This is a genomic window from Ensifer sp. PDNC004 (assembly GCF_016919405.1).
In the GTDB taxonomy this organism is placed as follows: Bacteria; Pseudomonadota; Alphaproteobacteria; order Rhizobiales; family Rhizobiaceae; genus Ensifer.
Genome location: NZ_CP070352.1, coordinates 1,393,880 through 1,411,936, shown reverse-complemented (window position 1 = coordinate 1,411,936; position 18,057 = coordinate 1,393,880). Strand labels below are relative to the sequence as shown.

Annotated in this window: 16 protein-coding genes and 1 riboswitch; of the genes, 8 read left to right on the top strand and 8 right to left on the bottom strand. The window is 65.2% G+C overall.

Annotated elements, in window-relative coordinates; translation table 11 throughout:
* Positions 1-21: 21 nt before the first annotated feature.
* Positions 22-522, top strand: a complete 501-nt coding sequence (locus tag JVX98_RS06235; RefSeq protein ID WP_192450330.1) for a hypothetical protein — start codon at positions 22-24, stop codon at positions 520-522.
* Positions 523-553: 31 nt separating this feature from the next.
* Here JVX98_RS06235 and JVX98_RS06230 read toward each other — a convergent pair whose 3' ends face one another.
* Positions 554-1,165: a glutathione S-transferase family protein gene (locus tag JVX98_RS06230; protein WP_205236170.1), complete on the bottom strand. Its 612-nt coding sequence runs from the start codon at positions 1,163-1,165 to the stop codon at positions 554-556.
* A 94-nt stretch (positions 1,166-1,259) separates the two neighbouring features.
* On the opposite strand from JVX98_RS06230, the gene JVX98_RS06225 reads away from it, so the two are divergent.
* On the top strand, positions 1,260-1,979 hold the full coding sequence (locus JVX98_RS06225) for a YafY family protein (RefSeq protein WP_192450326.1): 720 nt from the start codon (positions 1,260-1,262) through the stop codon (positions 1,977-1,979).
* Positions 1,980-2,056: 77 nt separating this feature from the next.
* Here JVX98_RS06225 and JVX98_RS06220 read toward each other — a convergent pair whose 3' ends face one another.
* Positions 2,057-3,382 carry a dicarboxylate/amino acid:cation symporter gene (locus JVX98_RS06220; protein ID WP_205236169.1) on the bottom strand — a complete coding sequence of 442 codons (1,326 nt, stop codon included), beginning with the start codon at positions 3,380-3,382 and terminating at the stop codon, positions 2,057-2,059.
* 228 nt (positions 3,383-3,610) lie between these two features.
* Between JVX98_RS06220 and JVX98_RS06215 the strand changes: the two genes are divergently transcribed.
* The 4 genes from JVX98_RS06215 to JVX98_RS06200 all read left to right on the top strand — a co-directional run bounded on the left by JVX98_RS06215 (position 3,611) and on the right by JVX98_RS06200 (position 9,895).
* Entirely contained in the window at positions 3,611-5,479 is a 1,869-nt protein-coding gene (locus tag JVX98_RS06215) for an ATP-binding protein (RefSeq protein ID WP_205236168.1), read from the top strand.
* Between the two features lie 3 nt (positions 5,480-5,482).
* Positions 5,483-6,847 carry a sigma-54 dependent transcriptional regulator gene (locus JVX98_RS06210; protein WP_205236167.1) on the top strand — a complete coding sequence of 455 codons (1,365 nt, stop codon included), beginning with the start codon at positions 5,483-5,485 and terminating at the stop codon, positions 6,845-6,847.
* Positions 6,848-6,944: 97 nt separating this feature from the next.
* A riboswitch (TPP riboswitch) is annotated at positions 6,945-7,073 on the top strand.
* A gap of 90 nt (positions 7,074-7,163) precedes the next feature.
* Positions 7,164-8,987: a phosphomethylpyrimidine synthase ThiC gene (thiC, locus tag JVX98_RS06205; protein ID WP_205236166.1), complete on the top strand. Its 1,824-nt coding sequence runs from the start codon at positions 7,164-7,166 to the stop codon at positions 8,985-8,987.
* Positions 8,988-9,358: 371 nt separating this feature from the next.
* Positions 9,359-9,895, top strand: coding sequence for a hypothetical protein (locus JVX98_RS06200; protein ID WP_205236165.1), 537 nt, complete (start codon positions 9,359-9,361; stop codon positions 9,893-9,895).
* Positions 9,896-9,995: 100 nt separating this feature from the next.
* Here the strand turns inward: JVX98_RS06200 and JVX98_RS06195 are convergent, their stop codons facing one another.
* Genes JVX98_RS06195 through JVX98_RS06185 form a run of 3 tightly spaced genes read right to left on the bottom strand, consistent with a single transcriptional unit; the run spans position 9,996 to position 13,648 of the window.
* Positions 9,996-11,234, bottom strand: coding sequence for a Zn-dependent hydrolase (locus JVX98_RS06195; RefSeq protein WP_205236164.1), 1,239 nt, complete (start codon positions 11,232-11,234; stop codon positions 9,996-9,998).
* Positions 11,235-11,263: 29 nt separating this feature from the next.
* Positions 11,264-12,403: a M20 aminoacylase family protein gene (locus JVX98_RS06190; protein ID WP_371826499.1), complete on the bottom strand. Its 1,140-nt coding sequence runs from the start codon at positions 12,401-12,403 to the stop codon at positions 11,264-11,266.
* Positions 12,404-12,442: 39 nt separating this feature from the next.
* Positions 12,443-13,648 (bottom strand): diaminopropionate ammonia-lyase, encoded by a 1,206-nt coding sequence (locus tag JVX98_RS06185; protein WP_205236162.1) that lies wholly within the window; start codon positions 13,646-13,648, stop codon positions 12,443-12,445.
* 154 nt (positions 13,649-13,802) lie between these two features.
* Here JVX98_RS06185 and JVX98_RS06180 point away from each other — a divergent pair, with 154 nt between their 5' ends.
* On the top strand, positions 13,803-14,285 hold the full coding sequence (locus tag JVX98_RS06180) for an Lrp/AsnC family transcriptional regulator (RefSeq protein WP_043621407.1): 483 nt from the start codon (positions 13,803-13,805) through the stop codon (positions 14,283-14,285).
* Positions 14,286-14,334: 49 nt separating this feature from the next.
* Here JVX98_RS06180 and JVX98_RS06175 read toward each other — a convergent pair whose 3' ends face one another.
* Positions 14,335-15,135 (bottom strand): anti-sigma factor, encoded by an 801-nt coding sequence (locus JVX98_RS06175; protein ID WP_205236161.1) that lies wholly within the window; start codon positions 15,133-15,135, stop codon positions 14,335-14,337.
* The gene (locus JVX98_RS06170) at positions 15,132-15,674 is read right to left on the bottom strand and encodes an RNA polymerase sigma factor (protein ID WP_205236160.1); all 543 of its coding nucleotides are present in this window, start codon (positions 15,672-15,674) and stop codon (positions 15,132-15,134) included. Before JVX98_RS06170 ends, JVX98_RS06175 begins: the two co-directional genes overlap by 4 nt.
* Positions 15,675-15,831: 157 nt before the next feature.
* Between JVX98_RS06170 and JVX98_RS06165 the strand changes: the two genes are divergently transcribed.
* The gene (locus tag JVX98_RS06165; RefSeq protein ID WP_246764807.1) at positions 15,832-17,229 is read left to right on the top strand and encodes a S8 family serine peptidase; all 1,398 of its coding nucleotides are present in this window, start codon (positions 15,832-15,834) and stop codon (positions 17,227-17,229) included.
* A 12-nt stretch (positions 17,230-17,241) separates the two neighbouring features.
* Here the strand turns inward: JVX98_RS06165 and JVX98_RS06160 are convergent, their stop codons facing one another.
* Positions 17,242-17,949: a class I SAM-dependent methyltransferase gene (locus tag JVX98_RS06160; RefSeq protein ID WP_205236159.1), complete on the bottom strand. Its 708-nt coding sequence runs from the start codon at positions 17,947-17,949 to the stop codon at positions 17,242-17,244.
* Positions 17,950-18,057 lie beyond the last annotated feature (108 nt).

Sequence of the window (18,057 nt, the reverse complement as noted above, 5' to 3'; positions counted from 1 at the left end):
CCTGGAGGGAGGGTTGCGTCCATGCCCCAATGGTTGCTGCTTGTCGCCATGACCGCACTCGCTGCCGGCGGTGCGCGCGCAGACGAAGGCGCTTTCCTGAAGACGCTCGGCGGCAACTGGGCGGGAACAGGAACGGTGCGCATCCGCACCAACCTGTCGCCGGTCAATGTCACCTGCAGCTTCAATTCCGAGGCCAGCGGCCTTGCACTGTCGATGGAGGGCGTCTGTCGCGGCCTGCTCGTGATCTCGCGCTCGGTCGACGCGAAGCTGCGCTATTCCGGCTCAACCTATAGCGGCTCCTATCTCGGCCCGCGCGGCGGGCGCGCCGGCCTTAATGGCAGCCGGCGCGGCGACGCGATCAACCTCACCATCCGCTGGGCCAAGGAAGTCAACGGCGACCGCAGCGCCGACCTCACCTTGCGCAAGATCGGCGCCAATGGAATGCGGTTGACAACCATCGATGTCGATCCCGCTTCAGGAAGGCGGGTGGTGACAAGCGAGATCAATCTCAAGCGAAAATAGGTCGCCCCGCCGGAGCGGCCTTGGCCAGCGATCAGGCCGCCGCCGTGGTGCGAGTGTCGAAGTCGGTCGTCCATTGCAGCGACGGGCGCTCGCCGCAGCGTTCGAACCAGGCCTTGACGACGGCGCTATCGGGCGTTGCCTCCGGATACCAGGCAAAGGGCGAGTGCAGCAGAAGATCGACGGCCGTATAGCGGTCGCCCATCAGATAGGGACTGTCCTTCAAGGCGTTTTCGAGCCGCTCTGCGATTTCCGCCGGGCCGCGGAACGTGGCGTCTAGATAGGGGTGCGAGAGCCCGGCAGCGTGTGTGATCAGCACCGGCTCGACGACGCCGGCATACCAGGCAAGCCAGCTCAGATACCGACCGCGCTGCGGGTCGCCTGCAACCGGCGCCATCTGTTTTTCCGGAAAGAGATCCGTCAGGTACTGAATGATCGCAATGCTCTCCCAGAGCACGACGCCGTCATGGACGAGAAGCGGTACCTTGCCTTCCGGATGCGGGTTCTTCGGATCCTTGCGGCCGCTGCCATCGCCTCGAGTGATATCGACGATCTCGATCACGACCTTGTCCACGGCGTCGAGTTCGCGAAGCAGGGTGATGATGCGCGACGAGCGCGAGCGCGGGGCGTGAAAGAGTGTCAGCATGGTCTGGTTCCTCGGTTGCGTTTGGCAATGCGGATCTTATACAGTCGGCCAACTGCCAGTTTTCGTCAGTAGGCTTCCTCTATCCTCCAAAGTCATGGCCCGTAGTGATCGTCTGTTCCGCCTGCTCCAGGCGCTTCGCACACTGCCCTCCCCGGTAACGGCCGCGCGCCTCGCCGAGGAAACGGGCGTGTCATTGCGCTCGCTCTATCGGGACATCGACAGCCTGCGCGCCGCCGGCGCCGTCATCGACGGCGAGCGCGGCTTCGGCTACCGGCTGACGGAGGACATCGCCTTGCCGCCACAAACCTTCACGCGCCTGGAGATCGAGGCACTGGTGCTCGGCCTTGCCGAGGTGCAGCACATGGGAGAGCCGGATCTCGCGGCGGCCGCAGGCGCCGTGCTTTCCAAGATAACGGCGACACTGCCCGATCGCTTGCAGCGCCAGGCGCTGCATGCGGCATCGCAGGTCTACCGCTTCGAGCGCCGGGAGCCGCCGGTTGCCGATGTCGCTCTTTTGCGTGAGGCCTGCTGGCAGGAGCGCGCAGTCATGATTGGCTATGTCGACGCCGACCAGCAGCGGACCGACCGACAGGTCCTGCCGCTGGCGATCGTCTATCTCGAGCGGATGCTGGTGCTGCTTGCCTGGTGCTGCCTGCGCCAGGATTTCCGCAAGTTCCGCGTCGACCGCATCGTCGATGTCGCGATGACGGAGGAGAGTTTCCGCCCGCGCCGGGTGCCGATGCTCCGAGACTTCGTCGCCTATCTGAACGCCGGCGCGCCTGAGACGTCGAAGATGACCTTGAGCGGCCAGTAGCCCCAAACGAAAACGCGGCCCGTGTTGCCACGAGCCGCGTCCGGACTGCTTTCGCAGTCATGCCTTGGGAGGCAAACTTATTCCGCGGGCTGCAAGGCCGGCTGCCGCAAGGCTTCCGGCGTGCGACCACCAAGGACCGCGGCCATCTGTGCCTCGTCGAGTTCCCCTTCCCACTTCGCAACGACGATGGTTGCGACCGCATTGCCGACGAAGTTGGTCAGCGCGCGGCATTCCGACATGAAGCGGTCGATACCGAGGATCAGCGCCATGCCGGCGACCGGTACGGCCGGCACGACCGAGAGCGTCGCGGCCAGCGTGATGAAACCGGCGCCGGTGATGCCGGCAGCACCCTTGGAGCTCAGCATCGCGACGAGCAGCAGCAGCACCTGGTCGCCAAGCGACAGCGGGATATCCATCGCCTGGGCGATGAAGAGCGCGGCCAGCGTCATGTAGATGTTGGTGCCGTCGAGGTTGAAGGAATAGCCGGTCGGGATGACGAGGCCGACGACCGAGCGCTTGCAGCCGGCCTTTTCCATCTTGCTCATCAGGCCCGGAAGGGCGGCTTCCGACGAGGAAGTGCCGAGAACGAGCAGCAGCTCTTCCTTGATGTAGCGGATGAGCGCCACGATCGAGAAGCCGTTGTAGCGGGCGACGGCGCCGAGAACGATGAACACGAAGAGGAAGGACGTGATGTAGAAGGTGCCGATCAGCATCGCGAGGTTGGCGATCGAGCCGACGCCGTACTTGCCGATGGTGAAGGCCATCGCACCGAAGGCGCCGATCGGGGCGGCCTTCATCAGGATGCCGACGAGCTTGAACACCGGCAGCGTCAGCGCATGCAGGAAGTCGACGACCGGCTCGGCCTTCTTGCCGACCATGGCGAGCGACAGGCCGAAGAGCACGGAAATGAACAGCACCTGCAGGATGTCGCCATCGGCGAAGGCGCCGACCAGCGTCGTCGGGATGATGCCCATCAGGAAGCCGGTGATCGTCTGCTCATGCGCCTTCTCGGCATAGGTCGTCACGGCCTTGACGTCGAGCGAAGCCGGATCGATGTGCATGCCGGCGCCCGGCTGGACGACATTGGCGACGATCAGGCCGATGATCAGCGCCAGCGTCGAAAACGTCAGGAAGTAGATCATCGCCTTGCCGGCGACGCGGCCGACCTTGGCAAGATCGGTCATGCCGGCAATGCCGGTCGCGACCGTCAGGAAGATGACTGGCGCGATGATCATCTTGACGAGACGGATGAAGGCGTCGCCGAGGGGCTTCAGTTCCGTGCCGAGCGACGGATAGAAATGGCCGAGCAGAATACCGGCGGCGATCGCCGCCAGCACCTGGACATAGAGATGGCGATAGAAAGGTGTCTTGCCGCGCGGTTCCGCGGACTGTTCGATAATCATGAGATCCTCCACTGCACCCAGTCCGGCGTCATGCCGGGCCTCCCGGGTCAAATTCCGATGCGCGACAGCGCGGGCTGTCATGTGGATGTCATTTGCAACGGCCGTGCCAGTTCGCCGCGGCAGTAACCAACCCTTTGAATTGATGAGGATGTTTTGTGCGGGCGGCTTGGCGCGCACGAAGAGTTGAGCGGATTTCCGCACAGCCCATCTGGAAGCTTGAGCGAAAGAATGCACAATTGGGCCATGTTCGATGCCCTCTCCGCCCCCCTCAATCTGGCAGATCTCGACCAGTCGATGCGGCGCACCTGGCTGGTCTTTGCCGGCCTTGCCGTCGCCCTGCTTGTCGCCGCGCTCCTGCTCGCCGGCGAATACGGCCGAAGCCAGGCGCTCGAAACGGTCGATGCCCAAAGCCGGATCGATGCCAATCTGAAGGCCTCGCTGTTGCGCGCCGTGCTTGAACGCCAGCGCTCGACGCCGCTGGTGCTGGCCGACGATGTCGAGGTGAAGGCGGCCCTTTCGACCCGCAGCCCACAGGCGCTGCAGCGGCTGGACGAGAAGCTGCAGGCGCTGGCGGCCAACACGGATGCCGCCGTCATCTATGTGATCGGCCCCGATGGTGTTGCCGTCGCTGCCAGCAACTGGCGCGAGCCGACGAGTTTCGTCGGCAACGACTATGCTTTCCGCGAATATTTCCGCATGGCAATGCGCGACGGCAAGGCCGAGCATTTCGCCATGGGCAACGTCAGCAAGCGGCCCGGTCTCTACATTTCGCGACGGGTTCAGGGTCCCGACGGTCCGATCGGCGTCGTCGTCGCAAAGCTCGAATTCGACGACGTGGAAGCCGAATGGCTCGCCTCCGGCAAGCCGGTCTACGTCACCGACCGGCGCGGTATCGTGCTGATCACCAGCTTCCCGTCCTGGCGCTTCATGACGACGAGGACCATTCCGCGCGATCGTGTCGCCGCCATCCGCGACAGCCTGCAGTTCGGCGATGCTTCGCTGCTGCCGTTGCCCTTCCGCGACATCGAACCGACGAGCGACGGTTCCAGCGAGTTGCGCGCGCTCCTGCCCGGCGATAGCGAGCGGCGGTTCCTCAGGGTCGAAACCATGGTGCCGACCACAAGCTGGCGGCTGGAGCAGCTGGCGCCGCTCGATGGCGCGATCTCGGCGGCAACCCGCGAGGCCCGGCTGATTGCGCTCGCCCTTCTCGCACCGCTACTGGCGCTCACCGCCTTCCTCCTGCGCCGCCGCCAGACGCTGGCGCTCGTCTCAGCGCGCGATCGCGCCGCCCGCGACGAGCTGGAAACCCGCGTGGCGGAGCGCACCCATGACCTCAGCCTTGCCCGTGATCATCTCGAAACCGAGATCGCCGACCACCGGCGCACCGGCGAAAAGCTGCAGGCGGTGCAACAGGAGCTGGTCCAGGCGAACCGGCTGGCGATCCTCGGCCAGGTGGCGGCCGGCGTCGCCCATGAGATCAACCAGCCGGTCGCGACCATCCGCGCCTATGCCGACAACGCCCGCACCTTCCTCGATCGCGGCCAGCAGCAGACCGCGGTCGAGAACCTCGTCAGCATCGCTGAACTGACCGACCGGGTCGGCACCATCACCGACGAACTCAGAAGCTTTGCCCGCAAGGGCCGCTTCGTCGCCGAACCGACGCCGATGCGCGACGTGATCGAAGGGGCGATGCTGTTGCTGCGCAGCCGCTTTGCCGGCCGCATGGATGCGATCGTCATCGACCTGCCGGAAAATGGCCTACGCGTGCTCGGCAGCCGCATCCGGCTGGAACAGGTGCTGATCAATCTTCTCCAGAACGCGCTGGAAGCGCTCGGCGCGCGCGGCGATGCCGAGATCCGCGTGCGCTGCGAGGAGAGCCCGTCCGGGACGGTTTCGCTCGTCGTTGCCGACAACGGCCCGGGCATTCCCCCGCATATCCGCGAGGATCTGTTCACGCCGTTCAACACCTCGAAGGACGAGGGCCTCGGCCTTGGCCTTGCCATCTCCAAGGAGATCGTCGCCGATTATGGCGGCGATATCACCGTCGACACCAGCGACAAGGGCACCGTTTTCACGGTTCGCCTGAAGAGGGCCTGAGCGATGCAGCCGACCGTCTATCTCGTCGATGACGACACCCATCTGCGCAAGGCGATGACGCAGACGCTGGAACTCGCCGGCCTCACCGTCATCCCGTTTGCCAGCGCCGCCGAAGCGTTGAAGACGCTCGATGCCAATTTCGACGGCATCGTCGTCAGCGATATCCGCATGCCGGGCATCGACGGCCTCGCCTTCTTCCGCCGCATCGAAGCCTTCGACGCAGACCTGCCGGTGATCCTGGTGACCGGCCACGGCGATATCCCGATGGCGGTGCAGGCGCTTCAGGACGGCGTCTACGACTTCATCCCAAAACCCTTCGCCGCCGACCGGCTGGTGCAGAGCGTGCATCGCGCTCTGGAAAAACGCCGGCTCGTGATGGAGAACCGCGCACTGAAGCGGGCCGCCGAGACGGCCGGCGACAGCCTGCCGCTGATCGGCCAGACGCCGGTCATGGAACGCCTGCGCCAGACGATCCGGCACATCGCCGATACCGATGTCGACGTGCTCGTCGCCGGTGAGACCGGCAGCGGCAAGGAGGTGGTGGCGACCCTGCTTCACAATTGGAGCCGCCGCCGCAACGGCAATTTCGTGGCGCTGAATTGCGGCGCTCTGCCGGAGACGGTCATCGAAAGCGAACTCTTCGGCCATGAACCGGGCGCCTTCACCGGCGCCTTGAAGAAGCGCATCGGACGGATCGAGCATGCGAGCGGCGGCACGCTGTTCCTCGACGAAATCGAGGCGATGCCGCCGGCAACGCAGGTGAAGATGCTGCGCGTTCTGGAAGCGCGCGAGATCACGCCGCTTGGCACCAACCAGGTTCGTCCGGTCGATATCCGCGTCATCGCGGCTGCCAAGATCGATCTCGGCAATCCGGCGGAGCGCGGCGACTTCCGCGAAGACCTCTACTTCCGATTGAACGTCGTGACGCTGTCGATCCCGCCGCTGCGCGAACGCCGTGACGATATCCCGCTGCTCTTCTCGCACTTCCTGACCCGGGCGGCCGAGCGCTTCAAGCGAGACGTGCCGATGATCTCTCCAGCCGTACAACGGCATCTGGTGACGCATGCCTGGCCGGGCAATGTGCGTGAACTCTCGCATTTTGCCGAGCGGGTGGCGCTTGGTGTGGAAGGTCCGCTGGGCCAAACGATTGCGCCTACCGAACAGCCCGGATTCGCGCTGCCGGAACGGCTTGAACGCTACGAGGCGGAGATCCTGAAGGAGGCGCTGCGCGCCCAGCGCGGCGACGTCAAGGCGACGATCGAGGCGCTCGGCATCCCGCGCAAGACCTTCTACGACAAGCTCCAGCGCCACGGCATCAACCGCGCCGACTATGCCGAGCGGACAGCACCGGAAAAGGCCGGCCGCTAGCGCCAAATTCGAATCCGAAAACACACGCACTAGGTGCATCTTTGTCGACACGCGAATTCACGCTTGACGACCCGGGCCGTTCGATGGCTATGATCCAGGCATTCACCAGGGGGGTCCCGCAAGGGGCTGAGATTCTGCTGGATGGCCGGCTTGCCGGCTATAGCGCAGTGACCCGTTGAACCTGATCCAGTTCATACTGGCGTAGGGACGGTGCAGATATCGAAGCCAGGATTCCGTGCGGTGAGCACCTGGCGGAGCGTCTTTCATCTTTCCGGCATCAGAACTGGGTCTCCAATCGCAAACTTGGAGCCTCGTCATGAATATTGCCACCAAAACCGCAGCCCTCGCGGTCACGCAAGGCCCGCTTCCGGCCTCCCGAAAGATCCACAAGCCGGGCGTTCTTCATCCGGATATCCGCGTGCCAATGCGCGAGATTGCTCTGCACCCGACCTCGGGCGAGCAACCGGTCACGGTCTATGACTCCTCCGGCGCGTACACCGCCGACGGTGCCGAGATCCGCATCGAGGACGGCCTGCCGCGGCTTCGCCGCAACTGGATCGTCGATCGCGGCGATGTCGAGACCTATGAGGGACGCACCGTCCGCCCCGAAGACAACGGCTTTGTGAGCGGCGACCGGCTGACACCGACCTTCCCGTTCCAGCATGCGCCGCTGAAGGCCACGGGTGGCCGGGCAGTGACGCAGCTTGCCTATGCCCGCGCCGGCATCATCACGCCGGAGATGGAGTTCGTGGCGATCCGCGAGAACCTCGGCCGCGACGCGGCGCGCGCGAAGGTCCGCGACGGCGAAAGCTTCGGCGCCCACGTTCCCGATCACGTGACGCCGGAATTCGTGCGCCAGGAAATCGCCAGCGGCCGGGCGATCCTGCCCGCCAACATCAACCACCCGGAATCCGAACCGATGATCATCGGCCGGAACTTCCTGGTGAAGATCAACGCCAATATCGGCAACTCCGCCGTCACCTCGTCGATGGCCGAGGAAGTCGAGAAGATGGTCTGGGCGACGCGCTGGGGTGCTGACACGGTCATGGACCTTTCGACCGGCCGCAACATCCACAACATCCGCGAATGGATCATCCGCAACTCGCCGGTTCCGATCGGCACCGTACCGCTCTACCAGGCGCTGGAAAAGGTCAACGGCATTGCCGAGGACCTCACCTGGGAAGTCTATCGCGACACGCTGATCGAGCAGGCCGAGCAGGGCGTCGACTATTTCACCATCCATGCCGGCGTCCGCCTGCACTACATCCCGCTCACCGTCGACCGCGTCACCGGCATCGTGTCACGCGGCGGCTCGATCATGGCCAAGTGGTGTCTGCATCATCATCGTGAGAGCTTCCTCTACGAGCATTTCGAGGAGATCTGCGACATCTGCCGCGCCTATGACGTCTCCTTCTCGCTCGGCGACGGCCTGCGCCCGGGCTCGATCGCCGACGCCAACGACGCGGCACAATTCGCCGAACTCGAAACGCTCGGCGAACTCACCAAGATCGCCTGGGCCAAGGATTGTCAGGTCATGATCGAAGGCCCCGGCCACGTGCCGATGCACAAGATCAAGGAGAACATGGACAAGCAGCTCGCGGTCTGCGGCGAGGCGCCGTTCTATACGCTCGGACCGCTGACGACGGACATCGCACCCGGCTACGACCACATCACGTCCGGCATCGGTGCTGCGATGATCGGCTGGTTCGGCACCGCCATGCTCTGCTATGTCACGCCGAAGGAGCATCTCGGCCTGCCTGACCGCAACGACGTCAAGGTCGGCGTCATCACCTACAAGATCGCCGCCCATGCCGCCGATCTCGCCAAGGGTCACCCGGCAGCCCAGGTGCGCGACGACGCGCTGTCGCGCGCCCGCTTCGAGTTCCGCTGGGAGGACCAGTTCAACCTCTCGCTCGACCCGGAAACAGCCCGCAATTTTCACGACGAGACCCTGCCGAAGGAGGCGCACAAGGTCGCGCATTTCTGCTCCATGTGTGGCCCGAAATTCTGTTCCATGCGGATCTCGCACGACATCCGGGCCGAGGCGCAGAAGGAAGGGCTGGAGGCGATGGCTGCGAAGTACCGCGAGGGCGGCGACCTCTACATGCCGGTGGAAAAGGCGGCTGGCGCGGCCGAGTAGGCGGCAAAGCCCACTGAAGGGGCCGGTCACGGCCCCTTCAATTCGCGCAGGATTTCCCGGTGCTCGCCAACGGTCTCCTCCTCCTTCACGTTCGGGTTTGACCGGAGTGGCAGGCGCGCTTCCGACCCGCCCAATCGACGAATGCGCCCCCCCCCCGTCGAACCCGCGATCATCGGCGTGTTGCGGCCACCGCCATGGGCCCGCACCTTGCGCGGCACCCGAATAGCTTGTCCCCGCGTCGATTGAACGGTATGCAAGGCACTCGCAAAAGTCGCTGTCGGCGAAATTCATTCGCGACGCGCTGCAGTCCTATGACGCGCAGAAGGTCTTGCAGAACGACGCAACAACGCCGTTCGCACAAGGAGAAAGACTTGAGGACACGCCTGCTGAGACTGACGGCCCTGTCCATCGGGGCCCTTGCATTCGCAGGCGACCTGCCGCGCGATGGGAGCTTTACCGCGGGCCTTTCCTGGATTTCCGCCGCCCATGCGGACGACGCCAATACCGGCGGCGGGAATGGTGAAGGTGCTCCGGGCGGCGGCGACCAAGGCGGCGAAAACGTCGGGAGCGGCGGCACCGAGGGTGGCGGTGACGGGAGTGGCGGCAACTGGGGCTCCGGCGACGGTAGCGGCGTGGGTGGCGAGCCCGGTGGGACCGGCGCAGGCGGCGGAGGCGGCGTCATCGACGGAAGCGGCCTGAGCGGTGGAGACAGCGAGCGTCACTCTTCGCGCGACGGGCGCGATTACGGACCGACCGGCAGCGTATGGCACGGCGGCAGCAGCTTCCTCAATCTTTTCCGCCAGACACCGGAAGAGCCCGCCGAGGGGAGCGGGCCAGAATCTTCCACCCGGCAGAAGGGCGATGCGGGATCCCATAAAAGTGCGGGTCACACGAAAAAAGAGCCTTGAAGCGACGTCTGCACGCTCGGGCCAAGCCTTGGCATGATGGGAAGAGGGAAGCGCGACATCGATCCTGTTTAATCAACGGACGCGCAATACCCCTACCCCTCTAGCGACTCCCCACCATCCGCTCGACCACGTCGAGCAACACATTGGCGCCGGCGACGAGCTCGTCCGGCTCCGTGTGTTCACGCGGGTTGTGGCTGATGCCGTCGCGGCTCGGCACGAAGATCATCGCCGTCGGCGCGATGCGCGCGATCATCTGGGCGTCATGGCCGGCGCCCGAGGTCATGCGCCGGCTCTTGAGGCCTCGCGCGCTGGCCGAAGCCTCGATCGCTGCGACGATGCCCTGATCGAAGACCACCGGCTGGAAGCGTGCAAGCCGCTCGACGGCGATCGTCACCCCCTCTTCCTCGGCGATACGGACAAGGAAGTCCGCAAGTGCCGTTTCGAGCGCCTGCAGCCGTTCTTCGTTCGGATCGCGCAGATCGACGGTAAAGGTGGCACGCGACGGGATGACGTTGATCGCGTCGGGCTCGAAACGCATGGTGCCAATGGTCGCGACACTCGGCGCGTTCGACCGGGCAATATGTTCGCGCAGGAACAGGCCAACCCGGGCGGCGGCGAGACCGGCGTCGGAACGCATCGCCATCGGTGTCGTGCCGGCGTGGTTGGCGACGCCATCGATCGTCACGCGCTGCCAGGAGATGCCCTGCAGGTTCTCGACCGCACCGATCGCAAAGCCCTCGCGCTGCAGCACCGGCCCCTGCTCGATATGAAGCTCGACATAGGCGTGGGGGGTGAGGAACCCCGGCTCGACGGTACCGGCATAGCCAATCCGCTCAAGTTCCTCGCCCAGCAACGAGCCATCCGTGCCGATGGTCGCAAGCGCCGTCTCCAGCGGCAGACCGCCGGCATAGACGAGCGAGCCGAGCATGTCGGGCGCAAACCGCACACCCTCCTCATTGGTGAAGGCGGCAATGACGATCGGCCGGGCCGGCGTCGCACCACTGCTCTTCAGCGTCTCGATCACTTCCAATCCGGCAAGCACGCCGTAACAACCGTCATAGATGCCGGCATTGATGACCGTATCGATGTGCGAGCCGAGCATGACCGGCGCTTCGCCGCCGTTCGCGTCGTCGCGCCAGATGCCGAAGATGTTGCCGATACGGTCGACCGCAACGTCGAGCCCGGCCGCCTCGATCCACGCCACGAGACGATCGCGACCGACCTTGTCGTTGTCGGAGCCGGCGAGCCGGGTCAATCGCCCCTCCGCATCGCGACCGATGTCGCCGAGCTCACGGATACGCCCGATCAGGCGCGCGGCATCTATGGAAGAAGATGGCATCTCTGTCCTGCTTTCATGCGGATTTCGGTTCATGGCCGGCTTTCGGCGGGCGCCAGCCTCTGCCGAACAATCTCGGCGTGATAACGCGCGCCGAAGATCAGGGCGTCGTCATTGAAGTCGTAACGCGGATTGTGCAGCGGCGCCGATGCCTCGCCATTGCCGATGAAGACGAAACAACCCGGCACGTGTTCGAGGAAGCGGGCGAAATCCTCGGAGCCGGTCATCGGCTCGGCGGCCGTTGCGACATTCGCCGCACCGAACACCGTTTCCGCCGCAGCAAAGGCGTGGCCGGTCAGGGCCGCATCGTTGATCAACGGAACGAACTCGCGGGTGTAGTTGACCTCGACCGCGCAGCCATAGGCATCCGCCGTTCCCTTGGCGATCACCCGCATCTCCGCCTCGATCTTGGCGCTGACCTCCGGGCGGAAGCTACGGGCATCGCCGAGGATGCGGGCGAGACCGGGCAGCGCGTTGCGCGTGCCATCGGTCAAAAGCTCGGTGACAGAGACAACGCCGATATCCGTCGGCGACAGGCGGCGCGAGACGATCGTCTGCAGATTGACGACGGTGGCGCAGGCGGCAACCAACGTCTCATTGCCCCAGTGCGGCCGCGCCGCGTGCCCGCCGACGCCCCTAAGCACGATCTCGAAATTGTCCTCCGCCGACATGATCGCGCCGACGCGGGTCTCGAAACGGCCGACGGGCAGCCCCGGCATGTTGTGGAGGCCGTAGATCTCGTCGAAGGGGAAGCGTTCCATCAGCCCGTCATCGAGCATCGCGAGCGCGCCCTTGCCCCACTCCTCGGCCGGCTGGAAAATGAAACAGGCAGTGCCGTCGAAGCCGCCATCTTCGGCGAGCATCTTGGCTGCGCCGAGCAGCATGGCCGTGTGACCGTCATGGCCACAGGCATGCATGGTGCCGGGCTTCGTCGAGCGATAGGGCAGTTCTCCCTGCTCCGGTATCCTGAGCGCATCCATGTCGGCCCGAAGTGCTACGGCGCGGTTGCCGCTGCCGCGTTTCAAGCGGCCAACGACACCGGTGCCTCCGACCCCCTCCACCACCTCGTCGAGCCCGAACTCCCGGAGCTTGGCCGCGACGAAGGATGAGGTACGCTGTTCCTCGAAGCCGAATTCCGGATGCGCGTGCAGGTCGCGACGCCAGGCAGTCATGTCTTTCACAAGCCGGTCAAGATTTGATCCCGCCATGGCTCACCCTCTCTCGTTCGATGTGTTTGCAACGGTCTCGGGCGACAAGCCGACGAGGGCGGCATACCGCTCGGGGTCGGTCGCACCCTCGGTATTGATGACGAAAACACGCGATTGGGCCGTCAATCCGAGCGTCTCCCGCAGCGCCGGATCACGGGCAACCGACAGCAATCCGGCAAGGCCGACGCCGCCGCTTTCGCCGGACACGATCGCCGGGTCGGAGCCTGCGGGCCGCGCCAGCCGGTTCATCACCGAAACGGCATCCTCCTCGTCGACGGTCATGAACGCATCGGCGACACGCGACAGGATACGCCAGGCGACGAGCGACGGCTCGTAGCATTCGAGCATCGCCATGATCGTCGCCTCGCCATGCGCCACCTTGACCGGACGATCGGCCTTGGCGCTTTCGTAGAGGCAGGCGGCGCGGGCCGGATCGACGACGACGAAACGGGGGCGCTGCGTGCCATAGCGTAGCGCCAGATGTCCAGCCGTGGCGGCGGCAATGCCGCCGACACCCGCCTGGACGAAGACATGGGTCGGCGGCCCTTCCATCTGCCGCAGGGCCTCGCTCAGCAGCGCCGTATAGCCCTGCATCACCAGGCCGGGAATGTACTCGTAGCCGGGCCAGGTGGTGTCCGAGACGACCGTCCAGCCATTTTCGTCACAGACGCGCGCGGCCTCGCGGACGGAATCGTCATAGGTCCCGGCGACCCGGACAATTTCGGCGCCATAGGCCGCGATCGCCTCGATGCGCTTTTCGCTGACGCCCGCATGCACGAAGATCACTGATTTGGCGCCGACAAGCCGGGCGCCCATGGCGACCGAGCGCCCGTGATTGCCATCGGTGGCGCAGCCGAAAGTCTGGGCGGCGGCGATCGCCCGAACCTCGGGCCGGTCCAGATTATCGAAATCGACGCTGCGCCCGAGACGCCGTTCCGCCTCTTCGATCACCAGCCGGATCACCGCATAGGACCCACCAAGCGCCTTGAAGCTGCCAAGCCCCAGCCGATAGCCCTCGTCCTTGACGAAGACGCCGGCAACGCCGAGCTCTTCCGCCAAGGCCGGCAAGGCATGAAGCGGCGTCTCCCGATGGTCGGGGCGGCGGGCAAGCTGCTGCTCGACGCGGGCAGCGGCTGTCAGCGACAGCATGTCGGCATCCGCGGGCAACAGCGGGTGGCCGAAATCGGCATGGGTATTGGCGAGAAACATGGTGCAATCTCCGTAGACCACGAAAATCTATTTCATCGCCGCCGAGAAATGCGCTCTAATTGGCCATCACGAATGCAAGTTTGTAAAGCCGAGGAGGTGCCGTGACGTGGAGTTCCACCTTCGGCGCCGGAGAGCAGGAACCGAAAGGCACTGAATGGCCCCGTCGAAAAAGCCACAGGTCGAACTGGATCGCTTCGATCTTGCGATCCTCGCCATCCTGCAGAAGGACAATACGACGCCGCAGCGCCAGATCGGCGAGGCGGTCAATCTGTCGGCGCCCGCCGTGCAGCGGCGGATCAAGCGCATGGAGGAAACCGGCGTCATCCGCGCCAATGTCGCCCTGGTCGATCCGGTCAGCGTCAACCAGGCGCTGACGATCCTCGTCGAAGTGGAGGTCGAGAGCGAGCAGATCGCGCTGCTCGATGCGGCGAAAGTGGCCTTTACCGCAGCGCCCGAGGTGCAGCAATGCTACTACGTCACCGGCGACGTCGATTTCATGCTCGTCGTCATCGTGCCGACGATGGCCGATTACGAGGCCTTCACCCGTCGCATGTTCTTCGGCAACGCGAACATCAAGCGCTTCCGCACCTTCGTGACGATGGATCCGGTGAAGGTCGGGCTTTCGGTGCCGCTCTAGGAAGAGTCCGGAAGCGGCGCAGCGATTGCCCGACGTTGGAATTCACCGTTTATTTCGTGCCGGCGAGCGCCTTCTTCTCGGCGTCCGCATCGAGCGGCTGCCCGGCGCCGATGGAAGTCAGAAAAGCATCGACGGTCTCAAGCGAGGAGGCCGGCGCATAGCCGTCTCCGCCTTCCGGTCTGGCGACGGCCAGCCGCGTCTGCCAGGTTGATGCCTTGCGGCAAGCGACCGAAACGAGGCCGGGCGCACCGGGCTGGGTGAGTTCGTATTCGCGGCAGAGCTGCCCCGAGCCGACTTCGAATGCCGATACCAGCCGGACCGTCCCCTGGTCTTCACCAACGGCGACTTCGTCCCCCGAAGCCGCCTTGTCGAGGATGGCGGCGAGCGCGGGGCCGACTGTGCCAGCCAACTGTAGGGCGCCAGTCTCCGCCAGTCCGCCGCCGCGAAGCAGGTAGCCGCCGGCGCCGCCGACGACCACCAGCATCGACGCTGCCATCGCCATCAGAAATCGCGAAGGCCCGGCGTTCGGCGACGCGGGCCGATCCGCAGGGCGCCGGAAGGCCACGACATTGTCGCCGCCGGCCGTCAGCGCGTCCACAGCACTTTCAGTGCCACTCGCCGCCGCCGCCATGGCCCGCACCTTGGCAACCAGTTCGTCCGGAACCGGCTCGTCGAGCACCGGCTTCAGGGCCTCGCTTGCGGCGGCGCGCGTTTCCATGAACATCGCGATACGCGCCATCAGTTCGTCGTCCGTTTCCAGCGCCGCCTCGACACGACGCATCGTCTCCTCGTCGAGTTCGCCGTCGGCGAACGCCATCAAGATCTCATCGCTGAATTCCGTGTCGCTCATCTTGTCCCGCCTCTCATGTCCTGTGAACGCGCGACCGGCGGTTCTATTCCTGTCGCCTCCGCAAGATTTTTACGCGCCCGGGCAAGCCTGCTCATGACGGTTCCGATCGGAATGCCGAGGACCTCGGCGGCCTCCTTGTAGGAAAGCTCCTCGACGCAGGTGAGGATCAGCACTTCCCGCTGTTCGAGCACCAGGTCGTCGATCGCAGCCGCCACGCTCTTCAGCGCCATGCGCGCCTCGCTCCCGGCTTCGCCGGAGGGGACGGCGAGTTCGGCCTGCGCCTCGATCTCCTCCGTCGGACCGGCGGTCTTCTGCCGGCGCAGCTGGTCGATCCACAGGTTGCGCAGGATACGGAACATCCACGCGTCGAAACGCGTGCCTTCTTCGAAACGATCCGAACCGGCAAGCGCCTTTTCGCAAGCCGCCTGCACCAGGTCGTCGGCCACATCCCGCGACCGGCAAAGCGAAATGGCAAAGCGGCGCAGGTTCGGGAGAAACGCGACCAGGCGCTCACCGAAGGCGATGGTCGGGTCCGTCATCGGGCGCCTCTTTGGGTACAACCCTTCGTTCCCGGTGGAATAATTTGTCCATTCATCCGTTGAGCGTTATGGGAACTACACCCGAAAGTCACCACTTATGGTCCTTTCATTCACGGTAAGCTTTCGTTTTCGGACGCCGTTGCACAAGGAGAAAACCTTGAAAAACCGCCTGTTTCGAATGTCCCTCCTGTCGTTGTGCGGCCTGGCCGCGGGCGCGGGGGACCTCTCCTTTGGCAGCAGCGACGGCCAGTCGGCACTTCGCTTTGCCTGGGTCGGCCAGGCCCAGGCGGACGACGACGATGGGGGCGACGATGACGATGGCGGCAGTGGCGGCGGCTCGTCACGCAGCTCCAGCGATCGCGGCTCGAGCGGCAGCTGGGGCGGAGGCGGCGGCAACCTGCTTGATCTTTTCCGCGGAACGCCGGAGCGACGTGTCGTGCGCCTGCGTCCGTCGGCCCACCGGGCGACCCATGTGCCGGGCGAAATTATCGCGCTCGGCCTCGACGAGGCGGCCGTCCAGCGCCTGACGGAAAGCGGCTTTACGGTGCGCGCAAGAGAGCCGCTCGGGCTTTCGACGACAGAGATCATCAAGCTCGGCGCGCCCAGCGGCATGGCGCTCGAAGACGCACGCCAACAGGTCGCGGATGCGACGCCGGGAGCGATCGCCGATCTCAACCATTATTTCGACCCGAACGAAGGCGCCGCCTCACCGGCTCCCTGCGCCGACGGTGGTTGCGCGCTCGTTCGCACCGCCATCGGCTGGCCGGACGCCAGCGCGGCTTGCACGGCCGCCGGCCCGATCGGGCTGATCGACACGGCGATCAATCCCGCCCATCCCTCGCTCATGGACGTCAAGCTCGACATCGTCAGGCTGGCGGAAGAAAAGGCGCCGGAATCCGGCCGCCAGCACGGGACCGCGGTTGCCGCCCTCATCGCCGGACGGAAGGACAGCCGCGCGCCGGGGCTGCTCGGCAATGCCCATCTGATCGCCGTCGACGCCTTCCAGCGCAAGGGCGGCGAAAGCGATATCGCCGAGACCTACGATCTCGTGCGTGCCATCGACCTCCTGGCCTCGCGCAAGGTCACGGTCATCAACATGAGCCTCTCCGGGCCGCACAACCTGCTGCTCGAAAAGACCGTCGCGCTCGTGGCCGAGCGGAACATCATCCAGGTGGCTGCGGCCGGCAATGACGGCCCGAGGGCAAAGCCCGTCTATCCTGCCGCCTATCCGGCGATGATCGCGGTCACCGCCGTCGACCGCAACTTCAAGCCCTATCGCCGCGCCGGGCGGGGCGACCATATCGATGTCGCGGCACTCGGCACCCGTGTCTGGACGGCGGCGTCGATCGAAGGCGCAGCGCCACGAACCGGCACCTCCTTTGCCGCCCCCTTCGTCACGGCTGCCGCCGCCATCCTGCGGGCATCGCATCCTGATCTCTCGGCGGCAGAAGTCGCAAATCTCGTCACCGAGACGACGCAGGATCTTGGTGCACCGGGCAAGGATCCTGTATTTGGCTGGGGCGTTCTCAACGCCCGCGAGCTCTGCCGCTCGTAGCAGCGGCAGGGACTACGGCTTTTGCCAGTCCATGACCAGGAACGAGGGAACCCTTCGAAAGAGATCCGTCTGCTCCGGGTCGCCGCCCCGCGGCAATGGTTCGTCGAAATAGCGCAACTGCAGGCCCGCTCCCAGCAACAGCGACATATAGGTGCTGAGCGGCCGGTGCCAGTTGATCACCCGAAGATCGCCCCAGCCGATCCAATCGGACCGTTCGTCCATGTAATGGTCGATCATGAAGCTGCGCTTGCCATCGGCGCCATCGCGCCAGCCGGTCGGATTGCTGGCGCTGTAGAAGCTGGTCAGGTTCGCGATCAGCAGATGACCGCCTGGGCGCAGAACCCGGTTCATCTCGCCGATCGCCGCCTCCAGGTCGGCAACGTCGATGAGGCTGAGATAGGCAACGACGAGATCGAAGGTCTCGTCCGCGAAAGGCAATTGTTCGGCCTGTGCGATACGATAGTCACCATCCGGATGCAGGAGTCTCGCCTGGCCAACGAGCGACCCGGCGGGATCGATGCCGACCGTGCTCAGCCCCTCCGCCGTAAGCAGCCGGCAGAACCGCCCTTCGCCGCACCCGACATCGAGGACCGTTCCTGCCCCGCTTCGCCGCGCCCGTTCGAGCATGGGCACATCGAGAACGAAACGCCGCGCAAAATCCCCTTCGACGCCCAGCCCGGAAATCCAGGCCGCCGCCGACTCTTCCCATCCGTTTGACATTTGACGTTTGGTCCTCGTGATCCGTCCTGCGTTTACGAAGACTGAGAGGACAATCTCGGCGATTGCGTGACGGTAGCCACCCGTACGGTTCCGGCGGGAGGCGGCAGC